We start from the raw sequence: 15,702 nt of genomic DNA, 5'->3' as shown, positions 1-15,702 counted from the left end.
CGCACGGCGCTTCGGCGGCGTTGCCCTAGCCGCAAGTTCGTTCGGCTTGCGCGTCGAGTACCCGGCAATCTGAAACTAATTGGGGCGAGCCATTTGCAGGCCCGCCCCAATCTTGCTCGAGAGGAAAGCGCGTTGCTTACCCTTTGCGGAGCTTCCCCCGGATCAGGCGAAATTCACCCGCTGACGGCGCGTACGCATGGCCGCACCCGCCAAGGCAAAACCACTCACGAGCATTGCCCAGGTCGCCGGCTCCGGGATCGCGCCCGGATCGGGGAGATGCGGCGGGTTATAGTTGCCGATCGACAGCACGAGCGCGCCATTGTCGTAGAGATAGAGGCCGACGCCCGCCGCTCCCTGCTTGATCAAGCCGGGAAACCACTCATCGAAATGAAACGTGTTTTCGACGCCGATCACGCCCGCGAAAGATGTCGAGAAGAGTTGCGTACCGTCATCCCAGATTTCGAACGTCACATCATCCGTGCCGCTGCCGTCATCGGTGTCGCCCGTGAACACGGCATCACCAACGATGTTGAAGCCGATCGTATCATATTCCGCGCCGCCGAGATTCTCGAAGCTGAAGCCCGTAGCGGCTCCGGCCTGACTAGCTACGCCGAGCGCGACGAAAGCAGCGGCTCCCATCAACACTGTTTTTCTCATGGTCCCACTCCAATTGGCTTTTTCCAATTCCGGAGCCAACCCCGACGCCGTCGAAGTGCGACCTCCGGCAGTGGTATTTTTATCCCATTAACCACGTTTTGCCAGTAATTCCTGACATCGGCCGTCCCGTTCAGGGATTCCTATTCCGCCAAAGCACCCCGAACAACACGCGCAACCTGCCGAGCGCTGCGAGCGAGCGTGCGAGGCGCATCCTGGCCGCTGCCATTGATATGTATCGAAACCCGAACGTCTCGCGATCCTCCATGCTCTCCCACCCCCGTCAGGATCCGCCCGCTGTTCGTTGGCAAGAAGATTTCCGGTCCGCGCTCGCCGACCAGATAGGCTCGGCCGGGGGACACAGGGCCGCCCGTCGCCCGCCCCGGCGCTCCGAGCAGGTCGGACAGGAGCGAGGTGGCCAGCCCGGCCAGGGCACTTCCCCCATCCTGGCCTTTGCCTGTGCCATGAAAGATAGCTTCGATGCCGTTTCGCACCGCCGCTTGAGCGATCTGCGCCATGACCGAAAGCGCCAGCTTGCCGAGATCCTCGAAGCCGAACTTTCCTGTCCGCACGACCCGAAGCAGTGCGCCCTCGATGACACGGCAGGCCCGGTCCGCACCGACGGCGAGAGCATCGAGCTCGCTACGCAGATCCCCCGTGTCGGCCTGCAGTCTGGAAAACTCCGTTTGCATCGGACTCAGTAGTCGATCCAGTTCTTGTTCCATCAGGATAGATCTCCATCAGACGCGCGAACATCGCGCGATCGAGTGGCGTTTCGGGAACGCCGCACTGACCATGCAGCGCGCGCAATGCGTCACCGATTTCATCGGGCGTGCTCCGCAAGAACTCTTCGGGCCGCCAACCGAGCAGGAGCCCCGCCTGACCACAAAGGCGCCGCGCAGCCACCGCAAAGCTCTCCACGCCCCTTATCCCCCGCCGGCCAAAATCTGCCTCAGAACAGTCCTCAGAACCGGCACGGTATTCGCCAAACCTTGCTCCAGTAGCGCCTCACCCAGGTGCGACCGGTCCAGCTCCGCCGGGCGATCGACAAGACAGTGCCAGATCAGCGCTTCGATCTCCGCCAATCGGACATCGCCCTGCCCCGCCCGTCCCGCGAGAGCGAGCAACGGCCCGATCTCGCTCTCGGCAGCGACCAGCGCGGCGAAGCTCGGCCGGACGACCAATTCCTGCCCGTGAATGCGGAATGGCACCTCGCCGCGTGCGGTATTGGCCACGACACTCATAGCGCGCTCACCATGCCCGAGCTTTCGAGGCTGAGCGTGTAGGTGCGCTCGCCATTATAACCCCCCGCATAATCCAGCCGCGTCACGAGGAATTTGCCGCGCAGCTTTTCGCCGCTTTCGAAGCTGAGTTCATAGTCATCGATCGCCCCTGCCAGAGCGTGATTGCGCAATCGCACCTCGGCTGCGGAGCCAGTGAAGACACCGCCGCCCGAAACGCTGACCGATCGCACGCCGGCACCTGGCAACAGCTGCCGCCAACCACCGGAATCCTTGCTTGTGATGTTGACCGCCTCGCCATTGACGGAGACTTGCGTGGCCCGCAGACCGGCGACCGTGGCGTAGGTTGCAGGCTCCCCACCATCGCCGATCTTCAGGAGGAACGCGCTGCCTTTCTCGACTGCCATGACCAGATGTCCTTTCAAAACGAAGTTTCAGAGCCGCGTACAGCCGGACTCAGAGCACCCTGGCCGCCCGCACGGCATAGTCCGCCGTCACGCGCCATTCCGTCCGGCTGCGCAGGATGCGCGAACGCTCGAACCGCAGGCTGGTGATCCGCCAGTCGCCAAGGTCCGGCTCAGTGGCTGCGAGCGCGGCGTCGATGCGCTCGATGATGGCCGTCACCCTTGCGAGATCATCGCCGCGCAGAACCAGCAGCAAAGACTGGCGCAGGCTCAGCCCCTCGACTCCCTGCGCGCCCCAGCCACTGGCCGTGCTTTCACCAAGCATGAGCCAGGGCGCGCTCGCCTTTTCGGGTACGCCGTCACTCATTTGATTGACGAGCGTTGGCAATGTTGCGTCACTGCGAAGCGCCGACAGCATCGCGCCGCGCACTGCTAGTTCGCCGGACATCGGATTTCTCCTCCAACGCTCATGCCAGCGCGAGCCGACGCCATGGCCGTAACAAAGCAACGACTGACGCCGGCAGCTCGGGTTCCAGCCCCTCGCGCGAGGCATGCAATTCGCCAGCAAACCGGATGATCGCATGCTGGATCGCATCCGGAACATCGGATGCATCCTCCACCATGCCTGCTGAGTAGGTCACGCGAACCCGTCCGGCGAGGCCGGGCGTTGAAATCCGCAGCCAGCCGGTCCCGCTGCCATCGATATCGATGGCATAGGCATCGACCGGCAGCGCAAACTCGGGATCGTCGGCCGGAATGCCTACAATGGCCGTGATGCTCCGTACCGGTCGTATCGCGAGCTTCTGCCATGCCGTTCGCGCGGTGAGTACTTCGTCGATCGTCCGTGCCACGACGAGCTGACCGAGGAAGCGTTCGACCGCGTCGTGCACACTATGGATCAGATCGGTCAACGCCTCATCCTGGTCGTCGAGACCAATCTTCAGATAGGATTTTAGGTCATCGAGCGGCACCGCGAGCGGGCCGCCTTTTGCTATGGTCACGGTCATGCATTTGCCCTTTCGCCAGAACGCGGAAAGAAGGCGCCATGCCGCGCTTGATCAGCGCGACATGGCGGCATCCAGTCCTTGGAAAGCCCGTTGACGGCGTCAGGAGGCTGCGAACTTCATCAGCTTGATCGCTTCGCTGTTCATGACAGCCCCGCCGATCCGCTTGACCGCATAGAAATGCACGAAAGGTTTGTTCGTGAAGGGATCACGCAAGATGCTCGTCTCGTTGCGCTCGGCGATGACATAGCCATGCGCGAAATTGCCGAACGCAATCGACAAGCTGTCCGCCGCGACATCGGGCATGCCTTCAAGCGGCGCCTGGAATTAGCGGCTTTCGCTATACCTTCTTAAGCGGCGATAAGACCGAGCCCCACACCTTTCACGGCGGCCGAGGTCCGGTCGGACACTTCAAGCTTCTCGTAAATCCGCCGCATGTAGGTATCCACCGTGCCGGGCGAGATGGCGAGGATCTCGGCGATCACGCCATTGCTCTTGCCCCGCGCCACCCAGTCGAGGATTTCCTTTTCGCGCGTCGAGAGTTGCCGGTCGCGCGTCACTTCGTCGGCAAACAGAGCGCAGATCCGCAGATGCGCCGCTTGCGCGGCGAAATGGAGAAGCGACATATGACTGGGGCTCGTATCGGCGTCCGGCGTCATCTTCGAGATGCCCACCACCGCATTGCGATTATTGGGGCCATAACAGGGCATCGAGAAGCCGTCCGAAAAGTTGATCGCTCGCATGGACCCCAGGAATTCCCGCTCCTCCGACGTCAGTTCGGAACTGCGCCAGACATCCGTCCAGCGAATTGGCATCCCGGCGGCCAGCGCCGCGCGCGGCACGATATCCAGCCGCTGGAAGTCAAACGACAGATAAAGCTCGATTTCCTCTTTGGAAAAGCCGTGCTGCAGCGGAACAGTCGCCGGAAGGTTCGTCGAGGTGCGGACCCAATAATAGCTCACGCCGTCGAAGCCGTGCCGACTGAAATAGCGCGTCATCTGCCGCCACAAGAGCGGCAGTGTCGTCGCGCTCGCGATTCTCCTCAGTATGTCTTCCACCCGGGAAGCTCCGTAGGCTTCGCTGAACGTTCATCGTCCGCCTATCCAGACTCAAAAGCAAGCGATTCCGCAGCCGCTTAGGCTGCCGAAGTGGCGGAATGTTGCGAAGCGTGTTCTGCCGGTCACCGAGATCCCGGCGAATGAGCGAAAGAGGACTGAAATTGACCACCGATTGACGCGCTCAATGCGCCTCGAGCCCAATCGTTCATCGTCGCCGTCGATTCGAATTCCGATCTTGATCATTTCTAACCAAACAGCGTCACGATGTCAAGACTATTTTTCCAAATAGGTTATTTTCGGCGGTAGCGGAAGTACCAGACTTCATGGCCTTTCCTGCGCGCCTTCGCCTCGTAGCGCGTCTCTGGCCAGCCGCCCGGGCGCTTCAGGAAATCGGCGGGCGTCTCGCATAGCCATTCGAAGTCTTCCCGCTCGCGCATCACCATCAGCGCCCAGCGCAGATAGATCGGGTGATCGGTGCCGAAGCGAAATTCGCCACTCGGCTTCAGCTTCGCCGCAATCAGGTCGATAGGCCCCTTGTTCATCATCCGACGCTTGGCGTGACGCGCCTTGGGCCAGGGATCGGGATGGAGCAGATAGACGAAGCTCAGCGCGCCGTCCGGTACGCGCGCGAGCACGTCCAGTGCATTCCCCATGTGCAGGCGAACATTGGCGAGATGCTGGTCCCTGATGTGCCCCAGCGCGCCGACCACGCCGTTGAGGAACGGCTCGCAGCCAATGAAGCCGTGGTCGGGCAGCATATCCGCGCGATAGGCAAGATGCTCGCCCGAGCCGAAGCCGATCTCGAAGTGCAGCGGCCGATCGAAGCCGAACAGACCGCCTGCCGTGATCTCGCCTTCCTCGGGCACGCTGATCGCCGGCAGCAGCTCATCGACCAGCGCCTGCTGCCCCATGCGCAGCTTGTGGCCGGATTGGCGCCCATACAGGCGGTTCAACGTGGTCGGGTCGCCGGACTTGAAGGCTGTCATGCCCGGGCCGCTAGCGCATCATGCGGCAGTTGGCCAGTCAGCCATTTCCGCTAACAATGCCCGCACTTCTAGAGGCTCGGATCGATCAGATATTTCGCGCCCGTTCCCTTTCGCTCATAGGCCTTGGCGACATCTGCTTTCAGCGCATCGACAAGGCTGATCCTCGCCGTGTAACGGCTCGCGAAGGTGGTCGTCAGCTCATCGAGTACGCGCTGCCCCATCCGCGCGAGCGTCCCCGCCCCCGCCTTCTGCATGAAGTTGGTCAGCAGCCAGCCGTCCACCTTCCAGCTGTAGCCGATGCGATCGATGATCGTCGGCCCGGCATCCAGCGTGCCATAGATGTAGACCTGCTTCATGACGCCCGATCCGTAGCGATTATAGGCATTGTCGAGCTTCCGGCTCGCCGCTGCCTCCATGGCCTCCAGCATCTGGCTGGCCGTCCTGCCGCCGCCCACGGCATCGAAGCCGATCATGGCGCCGGTATCGGCAATCGCGTCGATCAGGCGCTCGCGATAGTCGGCCTTGCTGCTGTCGATGGCATGTGTCGCGCCCATGCCACGCAGCAGCGTCACCTGCGCCTCGCTCCGCACGATGTTGACGATCGGAATGCCGTCCGCAAGGCAGATGCGCAGCAACATCTGGCCGAGATTGGACGCCGCCGCCGAATGAACGAGCGCGCCATGTCCCTCCGCCCGCATTGTTTCGACAAACCCGAGCGCGGTGCGCGGATTGACGAACAGCGATGCTCCGTCGTCGGCCCTGGCCCCATCGGGCAAGGGAATGACGCTCGCGGCCGGGAGCTTGCGGAAGGTCGCATACATGCCTCCGCCGGCTCCGCCGACCGTCCGCCCCAACAGATGCTGCGCATCGGCACCGGTCTGAACGACCGTCCCGGCGCCTTCATTGCCGAGTGCCAGTGGCTGACCGATTCGGCCGCTGACCGACGCCAGCCGATCCGGCGGAATATCCGCCACCAGGGTCAGCGTGTCGCCTGAGCCTTCGTTCCGCAGGGTCGCACCGTCCGCAGGCCCCATCAGCAAACCCAGATCCGACGGGTTGATCGGCGCGGCTTCGACGCGCACAACCACCTCGCCCGGCCCGGGCTCGTCGATCGTGATCGGCTCCAGGCTCAGTCGCAATTGCCCATCGGCCGTGATCAGCGATCGCAGCGCCTGCCCTTCCAACATTTCCTGCATCTCGCCCTCCTGATATCGTTCAGCTCTGCGCCGTCATGCGCCGGCCGGCGTGCCCGGCGGCAGCGGCGATCCTTCGCGAATGCGGGCGTCATACGGCACTCCGCCATTTTGGGCTGCTTGGGCCAGCTTCCTATATTTGTCAAACGACGTTCGGCAGAGACGCATGCCGTCACATTGACCGCGCCCGGCCAGGTCGGAGCGACATTCCATTGGCGAGAGAGGGAGAGGTCGAGCGCCCGGCAAAAATCGCTGCCCTACGCCCCCTGCCCATGGCACCCCGGACGGAGCTCTTTCTCAGGTCCGAAAATCACTGACAGCGCCATCGGTGCCGAAAGGTAAATACATGCTCGATCGTGTGACCTTAGTGTGACCTTTCGTCCCGGTCTGTATCGACAGTCGGTCCGGTCTGAGGCAGATTCAAAGACAGTCGGACATACAAAACACTGTTTTTACGCGACTCTGGAAACACGACATGTCCGGAACGCCATTCGCCGCCCGACGCAGGCCGGACCCGAAGGCCGCCACCGGGCATATCGATTCAGGCTAGGGTTTCCCTGCCCATGCCCGCAGATCGAAATCGTCCGGTACCATGATGAAGAGATTGGCGATCGCGGTCAGCATGTGGCTGCGATGGCCACGGCCGCCCTGATCCTCGATGAAGACGAGGTCGCCCTTGCCGATACGGTGATGCGTGCCGTCGCCCAGCTCGACATCGAGATCGCCCGTCACGTTGATCGAGAAGCGCTTGTTGGACGCCGTGCCCCATTGCGTCAGGCCCGGGCCGATTGAGCCCGCAACGATCTGCGTCACCGGAATGGGTTTGTTGCCATAAACCCGCACGCGCCGCGCATGGCTCACACCCTCGGCGTCGGAATAGACATGCAGCACTTCCATCAATCCTGGCGGCGGCGGGGCAGGCGCGGCTTCTGCACCCGTCGTCATGAGCGCGGTCAAGATCGTGCCGGCGGCAAGCAAATCGCGGCGACTGGTTTCCATCTGATCCTCTCCTATTTCGGGTGCAGCTATGCTGCGCCCCAGGAGCGGGCCGTCAAGAGCCGAGCTGGATCACTTCTTGCGTGCCAGTTCCTTCGCCTCGTCCATACTGCGCATGACCAACAGCGGATCGGCATGCCGATGTACGATGCGCCATTCGTTGTCTTCGCGGCGATATACTTGTGTGACGCGCAGGTTCCAGTCCTGCGGCGCGTCGTCCCCGGCGAAAAGCACGGTTTGATGCTCGATCTGGACCAGCACGAGGAGGTCCCCCGATTTATGTGCGGAGATGACTTGTGTCCGGCTGGTGCCCGATTTGAACTGTGCCGCGACGCGCGGCGCCACGGAGGCGTAGAGTGTCCATCCAATGGCAGGTGGCCCGCCGAACGGTCCCATGATGGAAAAATCATCCTTCTGTGACGCATGGGTGGCAAAGCCGCTCGCGTCGCCGTTCACCCATGCGCCTCCGGTCGTTTCGACCTGCTTGATGAGCTCCGCTGTTTCCTGATCCATAGGCCTTCCCCCTCCGTGGCGGTCTACTGGCGAAGATGAGAAGCGGCAAAGCGGTGGCTCTGAGCATGATGCCTCTCTCCGTGCATCGTTTGGCTGTCCCGAAGACAAGCGCGCGCATACTACCGCAAATTCATCAAGACCGCGATGGGAAGGCCTTCGGCAAGCCTCAGAAAATGCCGGGCCTGTCCTTCAGGGAGCCGGCCGGCGGCACGGCTTCCCTTCATAGGCGAAGCGGTTCTGCACATAGGCGCTGCCGTTCCAGCGCACGACCGGAAAGCAGAAACCCGGGCCGCCGATGGAAATGTCCGGCCAGCCGCCGACACCCTTGGTCGTCAGGAATTCGGCGATGCCGACCGAGTTGTAGAGGAGCTTCCAGCTGCCGTTCGCCTGCTGGCTCACCAGCCAGAATGCCTCGCCGGTATTGCCGTAACAAAGGCTGCCACCCTCGATGACGATGGCTTCCGGCCGCCCGTCGCCATTCAGGTCCTTCACCTGATCGATGCGGCCGGGCTCATAGATCGAACCGCTGCTGGGATCGTTGCACCCGCTTTCCCATTGGCCGCGAATCCGCTTGAGGCCCGCCGCCTGGAAGATGGCGGCGTCGCGCTGGGCAGAGTTCGGGGCGACCGGTGCGGCCATTGTCTGGGGCTGGTTGGAAACCGTCGGCGGCGGCAGCTTTGCCGCATTCCCGGCCGGCGGCAGCGGCGCAGTGCCTGCCGGTACATAGGCCCGGCCGTTATAGGTCATCGTCCGGGTCTTGCCGGCACTGGTCACGTTGAACGCGAACCAGCCGTTCACGATCTTGCCATTGGCCTGAATCGAACCGAGGCCGTCGATGACCCGCCGCCAGCGGCCGTCCGCATCCTGCGTGACGACGGCGTACCAGCGCCCGTCCGGCTTGTAGCAGTTGCTGATGTCGATGAAGAGCGCTTCGCGGCGCCGGTCGCCATTGATGTCGACGAACGTGATCTTGGGACTGGCCGGGCGACCGCAGCGATTGGTCGGCGAGCGGCCGTCAACGCCGATCGGAAAGCCGCCCGCGACATAGAGCGCGCGCGCCTGCTCCCTGGTCATGTTCGGCGCCTGCGCAGCGGAGGGCGCTGCGAGGATTGCGGCGGAAAGGCCAACAATACCATAAAGCCATCTGGTCATACGCACCCCACTTGCGATGAAAATAGCGAAGGCAGCCAGCATGTCCAACGAACGATGAACAGCGCCTGACGCGAAAAGAGCGCGCCGTCACCGGCACGCCCTTTCCTAAGTTCAGTTCAGGCCGAGGCTCAGCCGAGCGCGGCCTTGAGGTCCTCGACGAGGTCGGTGCGCTCCCAGGGGAAGAAGTCGCCTTCCGGGGTGCGGCCGAAGTGACCATAAGCCGCCGTCTTCTTGTAGATCGGCTTATTGAGGCCGAGATGCGTGCGGATGCCGCGCGGGGTCATGCCGCCCAGCTTCTCGATCCTGCCGATCGCTTCCTCGATCTTGTCGTCGCCGACCGTGCCGGTGCCATGAGTATCGACATAGAGCGACAGCGGCTTGGCGACGCCGATGGCATAAGCAAGCTGGATGGTGACTCGCTTGGCGAGGCCCGCCGCGACGATGTTCTTGGCGAGATAGCGCGTGATATACGCCGCCGAGCGGTCGACCTTGGTCGGATCCTTGCCCGAGAACGCACCGCCGCCATGGGGCGAGGCGCCGCCATAAGTATCAACGATGATCTTGCGGCCTGTGAGGCCGGCGTCGCCGTCCGGGCCACCGATCTCGAAGCTGCCGGTCGGGTTGATGTGATAGACCGTCTCGTCGGAGAGCAGCGCGGCCGGGATGACCTCGGCAACGACATTCTTCACATAAGCGTGCAGCTCGGCTTCCTTGGCGCCTTCGTCATAGCCCTTGGCGTGCTGGGTTGAGACGACGATCGCGGTCGCGGCGACCGGCTTGCCGTTGTCGAACCGGAGCGTCACCTGGCTCTTCGCGTCGGGCTCCAGGAACGGCGCCGCGCCGCTGTGACGATCGGCCGCCATCTTCTCGAGGATCTTGTGGCTGTAATAGAGCGTCGCGGGCATAAGATCCGGCGTCTCGTCGGTCGCGAAACCGAACATGATGCCCTGGTCGCCGGCGCCTTCGTCCTTGTTGTCCTTGGCGTCTACGCCCTGCGCGATATGCGCGCTCTGGCCGTGCAGATTATTCTCGAAGCGCAGCGTCTCCCAGTGGAAGCCGTCCTGCTCGTACCCGATCTCCTTGACCGTGTTGCGGACGGTCTTCTCGATCTCCTCGAGCGCGCCCGGCGCCCACTCGCCATTCTCATAGACGCCCTTGCAGCGGATTTCGCCGGCCAGCACGACGAGCTGGGTCGTGGTCAGCGTCTCGCAGGCGATGCGCGCCTCGGGATCCTTGCTCAGAAACAGATCCACGATCGAATCGGAAATCTGGTCCGACACCTTGTCGGGATGGCCTTCAGACACGGATTCGGACGTGAAGAGATAAGAACTGCGCATGGAGCCGGGGCCTTTCTTCTAGCGGTTCGGACGTGACCGCGCTTGATATAAAGAAATGTTTATGTGCGTGCGCCTCTAACGGTTGCGGCGCGCAATGGCAACGCCGCTAACCAACAGAATCACGGCAAGGCCGAGCGGGATGATGTTGCCGAAGCGCGAGAAGAGCGTCGGCGCCTGCGCGGGCGGCAGCAAGGCATCGAACGCGCCGGCCTCGCCATGCGGGATATCATCGACGATCCGCCCGGCCGGATCGACCAGCGCGGAAATGCCGGTCGGCGTTGATCGGATCACGCTCAAGCCCTCCTCGATCGCGCGCAGCCGCGCCTGCGCCAGATGCTGCGGCGGACCCCAGGAGCCAAACCAGGCATCGTTGGAGGGATTGAAGATGAAGTCCGGCCGATTGGCGGGGTCGATCACCTGCCCCGAGAAGATGATCTCGTAGCAAAGCTGCACCCCCATTTCGAGCGGGCCGCGCTTCTCCGCCGCAGGCAAGGCCAGTGTGCGCGGTCCCGGTCCCGGCCAGAAATCGACATCGCCCGGCACCAGCCGCGACAAGCCGATCGCGCTCAGCAGCGGCCGCATCGGCAGATATTCGCCATAAGGCACGAGATGCGCCTTGTCGTAGCGCCCGAGCAGCGATCCTCGCGCATCCAGCACCCACAGGCTGTTGTTGGCACCGGCGAGCGTGTTGGCATCGATGATGCCGTTCTGCTCCGCATAGTGGAACTTGTCGCCGCCGAGCATCAGCAGCTCGTCCGGCCCGAGCAGCATGGCGATGCGCGCGCGCCAGCGCGGCTCCATGTCGAGAATCGCGGGCACGGCCGCCTCGGGCCAGAAGACAAGGCGCGGCTGCACGACCGGGCCGCCAGTGAGCGAGGCCAGCCGCCGGAAATTCAGCTCCTCGAGCTGCGGGTCATATTTCTCGTTCTGATTGATGTTCGGCTGGACGACCCGGATCGATGCGACGGCACCGGATGCTCGATCCGCCTCGACCTGTCCGGCGCGCAGCAGGCCCAGCGCCGCGACGATCGCCAAGCCCACGGCCATCAGCCCCGCCGGCCGCCATTGCCGATGCGACGCCCACCAGAGCGCGCCACCGGCCAGCATCACGATCAGGCCGAGGCCATAAGTGCCGATCACGATGCTGAGCTGATCGACGCCCGTGCCCAGCCAGATGACGCCGAGCGGATTCCAGGCAAAGCCAGTGAAGAGCGTGGCGCGCAGATATTCGGTCAGCAACCAGGCACAGGCGACGAACAGGGCGAACAGCTGCGGCCGGCCGCGCCCCAATTGCCAGCCGATAATCGCGCCGATGCCCGGATAGACGGCGAGGTAGAAGGAGAGCAGGACGACGGCCGGATAGCCGAGCGCATGCGGCATCGTGTCCTGGAAGGTGAACGCATGCGCGATCCAGTTGAGCCCGATGCTGAATTGCCCGAGACCGAAGGCATAGCCGATCTTGAACGCGCCTTTCCGGTCTGGTGCCAGCCAGAGCAGATGCAGGAACAGCGCCAGCAGCGCGAGGGTCAGCGGCCAGAGATGCAGGGGCGCGAAGCCGGTCGCGGACAGGGCGCCAGCCAGCAGCGCGACCAGCCCCGGGCGCCGCGTCATCATCGTCTGGATCATCCGGATGCTCGCCACGGCCGCTCCTATCGCCCGGTTTCGTGACAGTTGCAATTGCGGCCCACTGCCCGCCGATCAGCGAAGCGATTTTTCGGAACTTCTCTAACTTCCCGCATATCGCGCATGGTGAGATGGCATGGGCGGCGGGCTGTAGGACAGCGCTTATTTAGCGCCGACGATCTGCTCCATCGTGGCGCCGCTGCACTTGTCGCCGGCCTTGCCGGTGCCGCCGCCGAGCAGGCTCACCGCGAGGATGCCACCGACCACGAGCACTGCGAACGCGGCCGTAATCCAGCCGAGATAGCGCTCCAGATAGACCTTGATCGGCGCACCGAACTTCCAGAACAGGGCGCCTACCAGCACGAACTGCATGGCGCGCGAAATGATGCTCGCCCACAGGAAGGTGAACAGCGAGAGGCCGATGAAGCCCGCCGTGATCGTGATGAGCTTGAACGGGATCGGAGTCGCGCCCTTCACCAGGATGATCTCCGCGCCATAATCGCGCAGATAGCAGGCGGCTTTCGGGAAGCTCTCGGTCAGGCCGAGCGCGCCGAGCAGGCTGATGCCGACCGCCTCGAACAGGAAATGGCCGATCGCATAGCCGAGCAGGCCACCCGCGACCGACGCCAGCGTGCAGATGATCCCATAGCGCAGCGCCTTGTTCGGCCGCGCGAGGCACATGAGGCCGAGCAGCGGATGCGGCGGGATCGGGAAGAAGCTGGACTCAAGGAAGGAGACGACGATGAGCCACCATTCGGCGTGGCGGTGCGCGGCCTTGGCCAGCGTCCATTCGTAGAGGCGATGCAGCATTGTGCGGCGCAATAGCGGGATTGAGCGGAGGGCGCTAGCGGGATGGTTGGATGTCATAAGCCTCTCCCGCGAAAGCGGGAGAGAGTTACTGGACCATCCCCACCACCAGACACGCCAGAAACATCAGCAGCCCCGCGAACCGGTTCGCGCGGAACTTGACCAGCGGGTCTTCGCCGTCTTCCTTGAGTGCCGCGACTTGCCACAGGACATGCAGCGCGATCGGCGCAAGGGCGAGCAAGGAAAGCCAGAGGGGCTGGACGAGCCAGAGCGCGCCGCCCCAGAGCAGGATCGCCAGCGCATAGCAGAGGCCGACGCCGGCCTTCACATGCCGCCCCATGGTGAGCGCGCTGGAGCCGATGCCGACCAGCGCGTCGTCCTCCTTGTCCTGCAGGGCGTAGATCGTGTCGTAGCCGATGCACCAGAAGAAGGCGCCGGCATAGAGCAGCAGCCCGGCGGCGTTCATCCCGCCTGTGATCTCTACCCAGCCGACCGGTGCAGCCCAGGTGAAGACGAGGCCGAGCCAGGCCTGCGGAAAGCCGGTGATGCGCTTCATGAACGGATAGGCGGCGACCAGAGCGAGGCTCGCCAGCGCCACGATCTGCGCCTGCCAGCGCAATTGTAGCAGCACGATCAGCCCGACGAGGCAGAGCGAGACCAGCCAGACCCACGCCGCCCTGAGCGACACGGCGCCGCTCGCGATCGGCCGGCTGGCGGTGCGGGCGACCTGGCGGTCGAGATCGCGATCGACGATGTCGTTATAGACGCAGCCCGCGCCACGCATCGCGATGCTGCCGAGCAGGAACCAGAACAGCATCGGCCAGCGCTCCGGCAGGCCGCCCGCCAGCGCGATCGCCCAGGCGCCGGGCCAGAAGAGCAGCCACCAGCCGATCGGCCGGTCGAACCGCGCGAGCAGCGCGTAGGGCCGGGCGGCGCGCGGAAGCAGGCGCAGAAGGCCGCGCGTTTCGGTATCGGGGACGATCTGCGTCGGTTCCATGGTGCGCCTTTGCCACAGAAGGCGCGGCAAGGGCAGGCCGTTCTTGGGCTCGATACGCCCTCTCAAGTCGCTTGCGGCTTTCGCGATCGGTTGCTTGAATGAGAGCGTCGGGGAGGCGATTTGGCGAGGGGTAAACGTTTACGACGAGACGAGGAACAGCACAACTGATGGAAAAAGTGAAAATACGCTTCGTGCTGGATGCCGATCAATGGCACGGCTCAGCTACTGAAACCCTCTGGGCCGACCCACTTGATAGTGGATTGCGTCGACTCGACAATCTTCCTTTTCTAGCCTTTGGAGTGAGCTTTAACGATATCATAAAAACCGAATTGAGCACGGATGGCATCGAAGACTTTGTATCTGTTTCGCTGCCAGGAGGACACTCCACTTACCGCATTATCGTTCATGGAGAGACGTTGCCGGAAGATCGATTGAAGCAGATTGCCGATCTTGGTTGTTTGTATGAGGTTGGGAAGATCGGTGAGGTTCTACTGGTCTCGGTAAGTATTCCATCGGATTCTGACATCGAAAAGGTATACTCGGAACTCGAAGCGGGAGAATCCGACGAGATTTGGGACTTTGAAGAATCGAATTTTGAACATTCAGTCTAGGATTACAGTGGGACTACAGTGACATTTTACTAAACTCACCAAACTTACGCATGTCGCTTGGGGTTACGGTGACAGTTTACTAAAATGGGCTGATTTAGGACGGGTCCACTTCAACTCTCACCAGGCCCGATCTGCTATACGCCGTCATGCTGAACTTGTTTCAGCATCCATCGTGCCTTCAAGCTCAGGTCGAGCCGGCGAAATGGATGCTGAAACAAGTTCACCATGACGAGCTGGTTGGAATGGGAGCGAACGGTAAGAGTGTGCTCGTGCAATGCCGCCATGCACCGGCTTGCCCCGCCCTGCCCGCCCGGCTAGTCCGCTCCCATGCCCGCCACCCCCGCTTGGCCGCCCCGATCCGCGCCGCGCCTGTTCGTCGAGACGGCGCTCGGCGAAGGCGTCGCCGTGCCGATCGATGGCAATGGCGCGCATTATCTCATCTCGGTGATGCGCGTGCGCGAGGGCGATGTCGTGCTGTTGTTCGACGGGGCGTCCGGCGAATGGGCGGCGCAGGCGGAGCAGATCCGCAAGCGCGATCTCGTCCTGCGCTGCACGGCGCAGACCAGGCCGCCTGAGACGGTGCCCGACTTCTGGCTGTGCGCCGCGCCGATCAAGAAAGGCCGGATCGACCTCGTCGCCGAGAAAGCCTGCGAGCTCGGCGTCGCGCGGCTGGTGCCGGTGCTGACCGAGCGCTGCGTGGTCGACAAGCTGAATGCCGACCGGTTGCAGGCGCATCTGGTGGAAGCCGCCGAGCAATGCGGGCGCACCGCGCTGCCCGCTTTGGCCGAGATGGTCGGCCTGCCCGCGCTGCTGAAGAGCTGGCCGGAGGAGCGCGTGCTTTTCTTCGCCGATGAGCTGGGCGGTGTTCCGCTCAAGGATGCCTTCGCAGCGAATCCCGGCCCGGCTGCGTTGCTGATCGGGCCGGAAGGCGGCTTCACGACGGGCGAGCGCGAGGCGATCCGCGCGGTGCCGCAGGCCCGGCCGATCTCGCTCGGTCCGCGCATCCTGCGCGCCGAAACCGCCGCCATCGCAGCGACCGCGGCGTGGATGTCCCAGAATGGCGACTGGACAAGTTGCGAAACGAAATGAATTTGCGCGCCCCCGGCAAACCCCTTATGGGCGCCGC

The 15,702-nt window shown here is 63.3% G+C and carries 19 protein-coding genes and 1 pseudogene; 2 read left to right on the top strand and 18 right to left on the bottom strand.

All coding sequences use genetic code 11. The features are described 5' to 3' along the window. Window positions 1–162: 162 nt before the first annotated feature. The 18 genes and pseudogenes from KM135_RS16340 to ubiA form a co-directional block, all read right to left on the bottom strand. Window positions 163–696: a PEPxxWA-CTERM sorting domain-containing protein gene (locus KM135_RS16340; RefSeq protein ID WP_246606231.1), complete on the bottom strand. Its 534-nt coding sequence runs from the start codon at window positions 694–696 to the stop codon at window positions 163–165. Between the two features lie 101 nt (window positions 697–797). Next, window positions 798–1,379, bottom strand: a complete 582-nt coding sequence (locus tag KM135_RS16335; protein WP_221715105.1) for a tail tape measure protein — start codon at window positions 1,377–1,379, stop codon at window positions 798–800. Continuing rightward, a complete protein-coding gene (locus KM135_RS16330) occupies window positions 1,297–1,560 on the bottom strand; it encodes a phage tail assembly chaperone (protein WP_343228216.1) in 264 nt (87 codons plus the stop codon). Before KM135_RS16330 ends, KM135_RS16335 begins: the two co-directional genes overlap by 83 nt. 20 nt (window positions 1,561–1,580) lie before the next feature. After that, window positions 1,581–1,898, bottom strand: coding sequence for a gene transfer agent family protein (locus KM135_RS16325; RefSeq protein WP_221715103.1), 318 nt, complete (start codon window positions 1,896–1,898; stop codon window positions 1,581–1,583). Next, on the bottom strand, window positions 1,895–2,302 hold the full coding sequence (locus KM135_RS16320) for a phage major tail protein, TP901-1 family (protein WP_221715102.1): 408 nt from the start codon (window positions 2,300–2,302) through the stop codon (window positions 1,895–1,897). Before KM135_RS16320 ends, KM135_RS16325 begins: the two co-directional genes overlap by 4 nt. A 49-nt stretch (window positions 2,303–2,351) precedes the next feature. Continuing rightward, on the bottom strand, window positions 2,352–2,747 hold the full coding sequence (locus tag KM135_RS16315; RefSeq protein WP_221715101.1) for a DUF3168 domain-containing protein: 396 nt from the start codon (window positions 2,745–2,747) through the stop codon (window positions 2,352–2,354). A 19-nt stretch (window positions 2,748–2,766) separates the two neighbouring features. Beyond that, on the bottom strand, window positions 2,767–3,306 hold the full coding sequence (locus KM135_RS16310) for a head-tail connector protein (protein ID WP_221715100.1): 540 nt from the start codon (window positions 3,304–3,306) through the stop codon (window positions 2,767–2,769). 99 nt (window positions 3,307–3,405) lie between these two features. Continuing rightward, window positions 3,406–3,615 (bottom strand): annotated as a pseudogene (locus tag KM135_RS16305) (phage major capsid protein); the annotation flags it as partial. A gap of 38 nt (window positions 3,616–3,653) precedes the next feature. Continuing rightward, window positions 3,654–4,361, bottom strand: a complete 708-nt coding sequence (locus KM135_RS16300) for a helix-turn-helix transcriptional regulator (protein WP_221715099.1) — start codon at window positions 4,359–4,361, stop codon at window positions 3,654–3,656. 290 nt (window positions 4,362–4,651) lie between these two features. Next, entirely contained in the window at window positions 4,652–5,347 is a 696-nt protein-coding gene (gene trmB / locus KM135_RS16295; RefSeq protein ID WP_221715098.1) for a tRNA (guanine(46)-N(7))-methyltransferase TrmB, read from the bottom strand. A gap of 68 nt (window positions 5,348–5,415) precedes the next feature. Beyond that, complete coding sequence (locus KM135_RS16290; RefSeq protein WP_221715097.1) at window positions 5,416–6,543, bottom strand: zinc-binding dehydrogenase; 1,128 nt, start codon at window positions 6,541–6,543, stop codon at window positions 5,416–5,418. A 543-nt stretch (window positions 6,544–7,086) separates the two neighbouring features. Then, window positions 7,087–7,539, bottom strand: a complete 453-nt coding sequence (locus tag KM135_RS16285; RefSeq protein WP_221715096.1) for a twin-arginine translocation signal domain-containing protein — start codon at window positions 7,537–7,539, stop codon at window positions 7,087–7,089. Between the two features lie 69 nt (window positions 7,540–7,608). Continuing rightward, on the bottom strand, window positions 7,609–8,049 hold the full coding sequence (locus tag KM135_RS16280) for a YybH family protein (protein ID WP_221715095.1): 441 nt from the start codon (window positions 8,047–8,049) through the stop codon (window positions 7,609–7,611). Between the two features lie 189 nt (window positions 8,050–8,238). Then, window positions 8,239–9,123, bottom strand: coding sequence for a hypothetical protein (locus tag KM135_RS16275; protein ID WP_246606230.1), 885 nt, complete (start codon window positions 9,121–9,123; stop codon window positions 8,239–8,241). Between the two features lie 206 nt (window positions 9,124–9,329). Continuing rightward, window positions 9,330–10,538, bottom strand: a complete 1,209-nt coding sequence (metK, locus tag KM135_RS16270; RefSeq protein ID WP_221715093.1) for a methionine adenosyltransferase — start codon at window positions 10,536–10,538, stop codon at window positions 9,330–9,332. 75 nt (window positions 10,539–10,613) lie between these two features. After that, window positions 10,614–12,164, bottom strand: a complete 1,551-nt coding sequence (gene lnt / locus KM135_RS16265) for an apolipoprotein N-acyltransferase (RefSeq protein WP_221715199.1) — start codon at window positions 12,162–12,164, stop codon at window positions 10,614–10,616. Window positions 12,165–12,323: 159 nt separating this feature from the next. Next, entirely contained in the window at window positions 12,324–12,971 is a 648-nt protein-coding gene (locus tag KM135_RS16260) for a YqaA family protein (RefSeq protein ID WP_221715092.1), read from the bottom strand. Window positions 12,972–13,056: 85 nt separating this feature from the next. Further along, complete coding sequence (gene ubiA / locus KM135_RS16255; RefSeq protein WP_221715091.1) at window positions 13,057–13,965, bottom strand: 4-hydroxybenzoate octaprenyltransferase; 909 nt, start codon at window positions 13,963–13,965, stop codon at window positions 13,057–13,059. A gap of 167 nt (window positions 13,966–14,132) precedes the next feature. Between ubiA and KM135_RS16250 the strand changes: the two genes are divergently transcribed. Together KM135_RS16250 and KM135_RS16245 are read left to right on the top strand one after the other, a co-directional pair. Next, window positions 14,133–14,576, top strand: coding sequence for a DUF4265 domain-containing protein (locus KM135_RS16250; protein ID WP_221715090.1), 444 nt, complete (start codon window positions 14,133–14,135; stop codon window positions 14,574–14,576). Window positions 14,577–14,903: 327 nt separating this feature from the next. Continuing rightward, the gene (locus tag KM135_RS16245) at window positions 14,904–15,665 is read left to right on the top strand and encodes a 16S rRNA (uracil(1498)-N(3))-methyltransferase (protein WP_221715089.1); all 762 of its coding nucleotides are present in this window, start codon (window positions 14,904–14,906) and stop codon (window positions 15,663–15,665) included. Window positions 15,666–15,702 lie beyond the last annotated feature (37 nt).

Source organism: Sphingobium xanthum, assembly GCF_019737615.1.
GTDB lineage: Bacteria > Pseudomonadota > Alphaproteobacteria > Sphingomonadales > Sphingomonadaceae > Sphingobium > Sphingobium xanthum.
The sequence above is the reverse complement of the archived record's forward strand: the minus strand, read 5'-3'. Positions and strand labels throughout refer to the sequence as shown.

Excerpts from the sequence above, each read along its gene's own strand:
- KM135_RS16250 (WP_221715090.1), top strand. The coding sequence starts at position 14,133 with ATGGAAAAAGTGAAAATACGCTTCGTGCTGGATGCCGATCAATGGCAC.
- lnt (WP_221715199.1), bottom strand. The coding sequence starts at position 12,164 with ATGATCCAGACGATGATGACGCGGCGCCCGGGGCTGGTCGCGCTGCTG.
- KM135_RS16260 (WP_221715092.1), bottom strand. The coding sequence starts at position 12,971 with ATGCTGCATCGCCTCTACGAATGGACGCTGGCCAAGGCCGCGCACCGC.
- trmB (WP_221715098.1), bottom strand. The coding sequence starts at position 5,347 with ATGACAGCCTTCAAGTCCGGCGACCCGACCACGTTGAACCGCCTGTAT.
- KM135_RS16290 (WP_221715097.1), bottom strand. The coding sequence starts at position 6,543 with ATGCAGGAAATGTTGGAAGGGCAGGCGCTGCGATCGCTGATCACGGCC.
- ubiA (WP_221715091.1), bottom strand. The coding sequence starts at position 13,965 with ATGGAACCGACGCAGATCGTCCCCGATACCGAAACGCGCGGCCTTCTG.
- KM135_RS16275 (WP_246606230.1), bottom strand. The coding sequence starts at position 9,123 with ATGACCAGGGAGCAGGCGCGCGCGCTCTATGTCGCGGGCGGCTTTCCG.
- KM135_RS16280 (WP_221715095.1), bottom strand. The coding sequence starts at position 8,049 with ATGGATCAGGAAACAGCGGAGCTCATCAAGCAGGTCGAAACGACCGGA.
- KM135_RS16315 (WP_221715101.1), bottom strand. The coding sequence starts at position 2,747 with ATGTCCGGCGAACTAGCAGTGCGCGGCGCGATGCTGTCGGCGCTTCGC.
- KM135_RS16320 (WP_221715102.1), bottom strand. The coding sequence starts at position 2,302 with ATGGCAGTCGAGAAAGGCAGCGCGTTCCTCCTGAAGATCGGCGATGGT.
- KM135_RS16245 (WP_221715089.1), top strand. The coding sequence starts at position 14,904 with ATGCCCGCCACCCCCGCTTGGCCGCCCCGATCCGCGCCGCGCCTGTTC.
- KM135_RS16310 (WP_221715100.1), bottom strand. The coding sequence starts at position 3,306 with ATGACCGTGACCATAGCAAAAGGCGGCCCGCTCGCGGTGCCGCTCGAT.
- KM135_RS16325 (WP_221715103.1), bottom strand. The coding sequence starts at position 1,898 with ATGAGTGTCGTGGCCAATACCGCACGCGGCGAGGTGCCATTCCGCATT.
- KM135_RS16335 (WP_221715105.1), bottom strand. The coding sequence starts at position 1,379 with ATGGAACAAGAACTGGATCGACTACTGAGTCCGATGCAAACGGAGTTT.
- metK (WP_221715093.1), bottom strand. The coding sequence starts at position 10,538 with ATGCGCAGTTCTTATCTCTTCACGTCCGAATCCGTGTCTGAAGGCCAT.
- KM135_RS16285 (WP_221715096.1), bottom strand. The coding sequence starts at position 7,539 with ATGGAAACCAGTCGCCGCGATTTGCTTGCCGCCGGCACGATCTTGACC.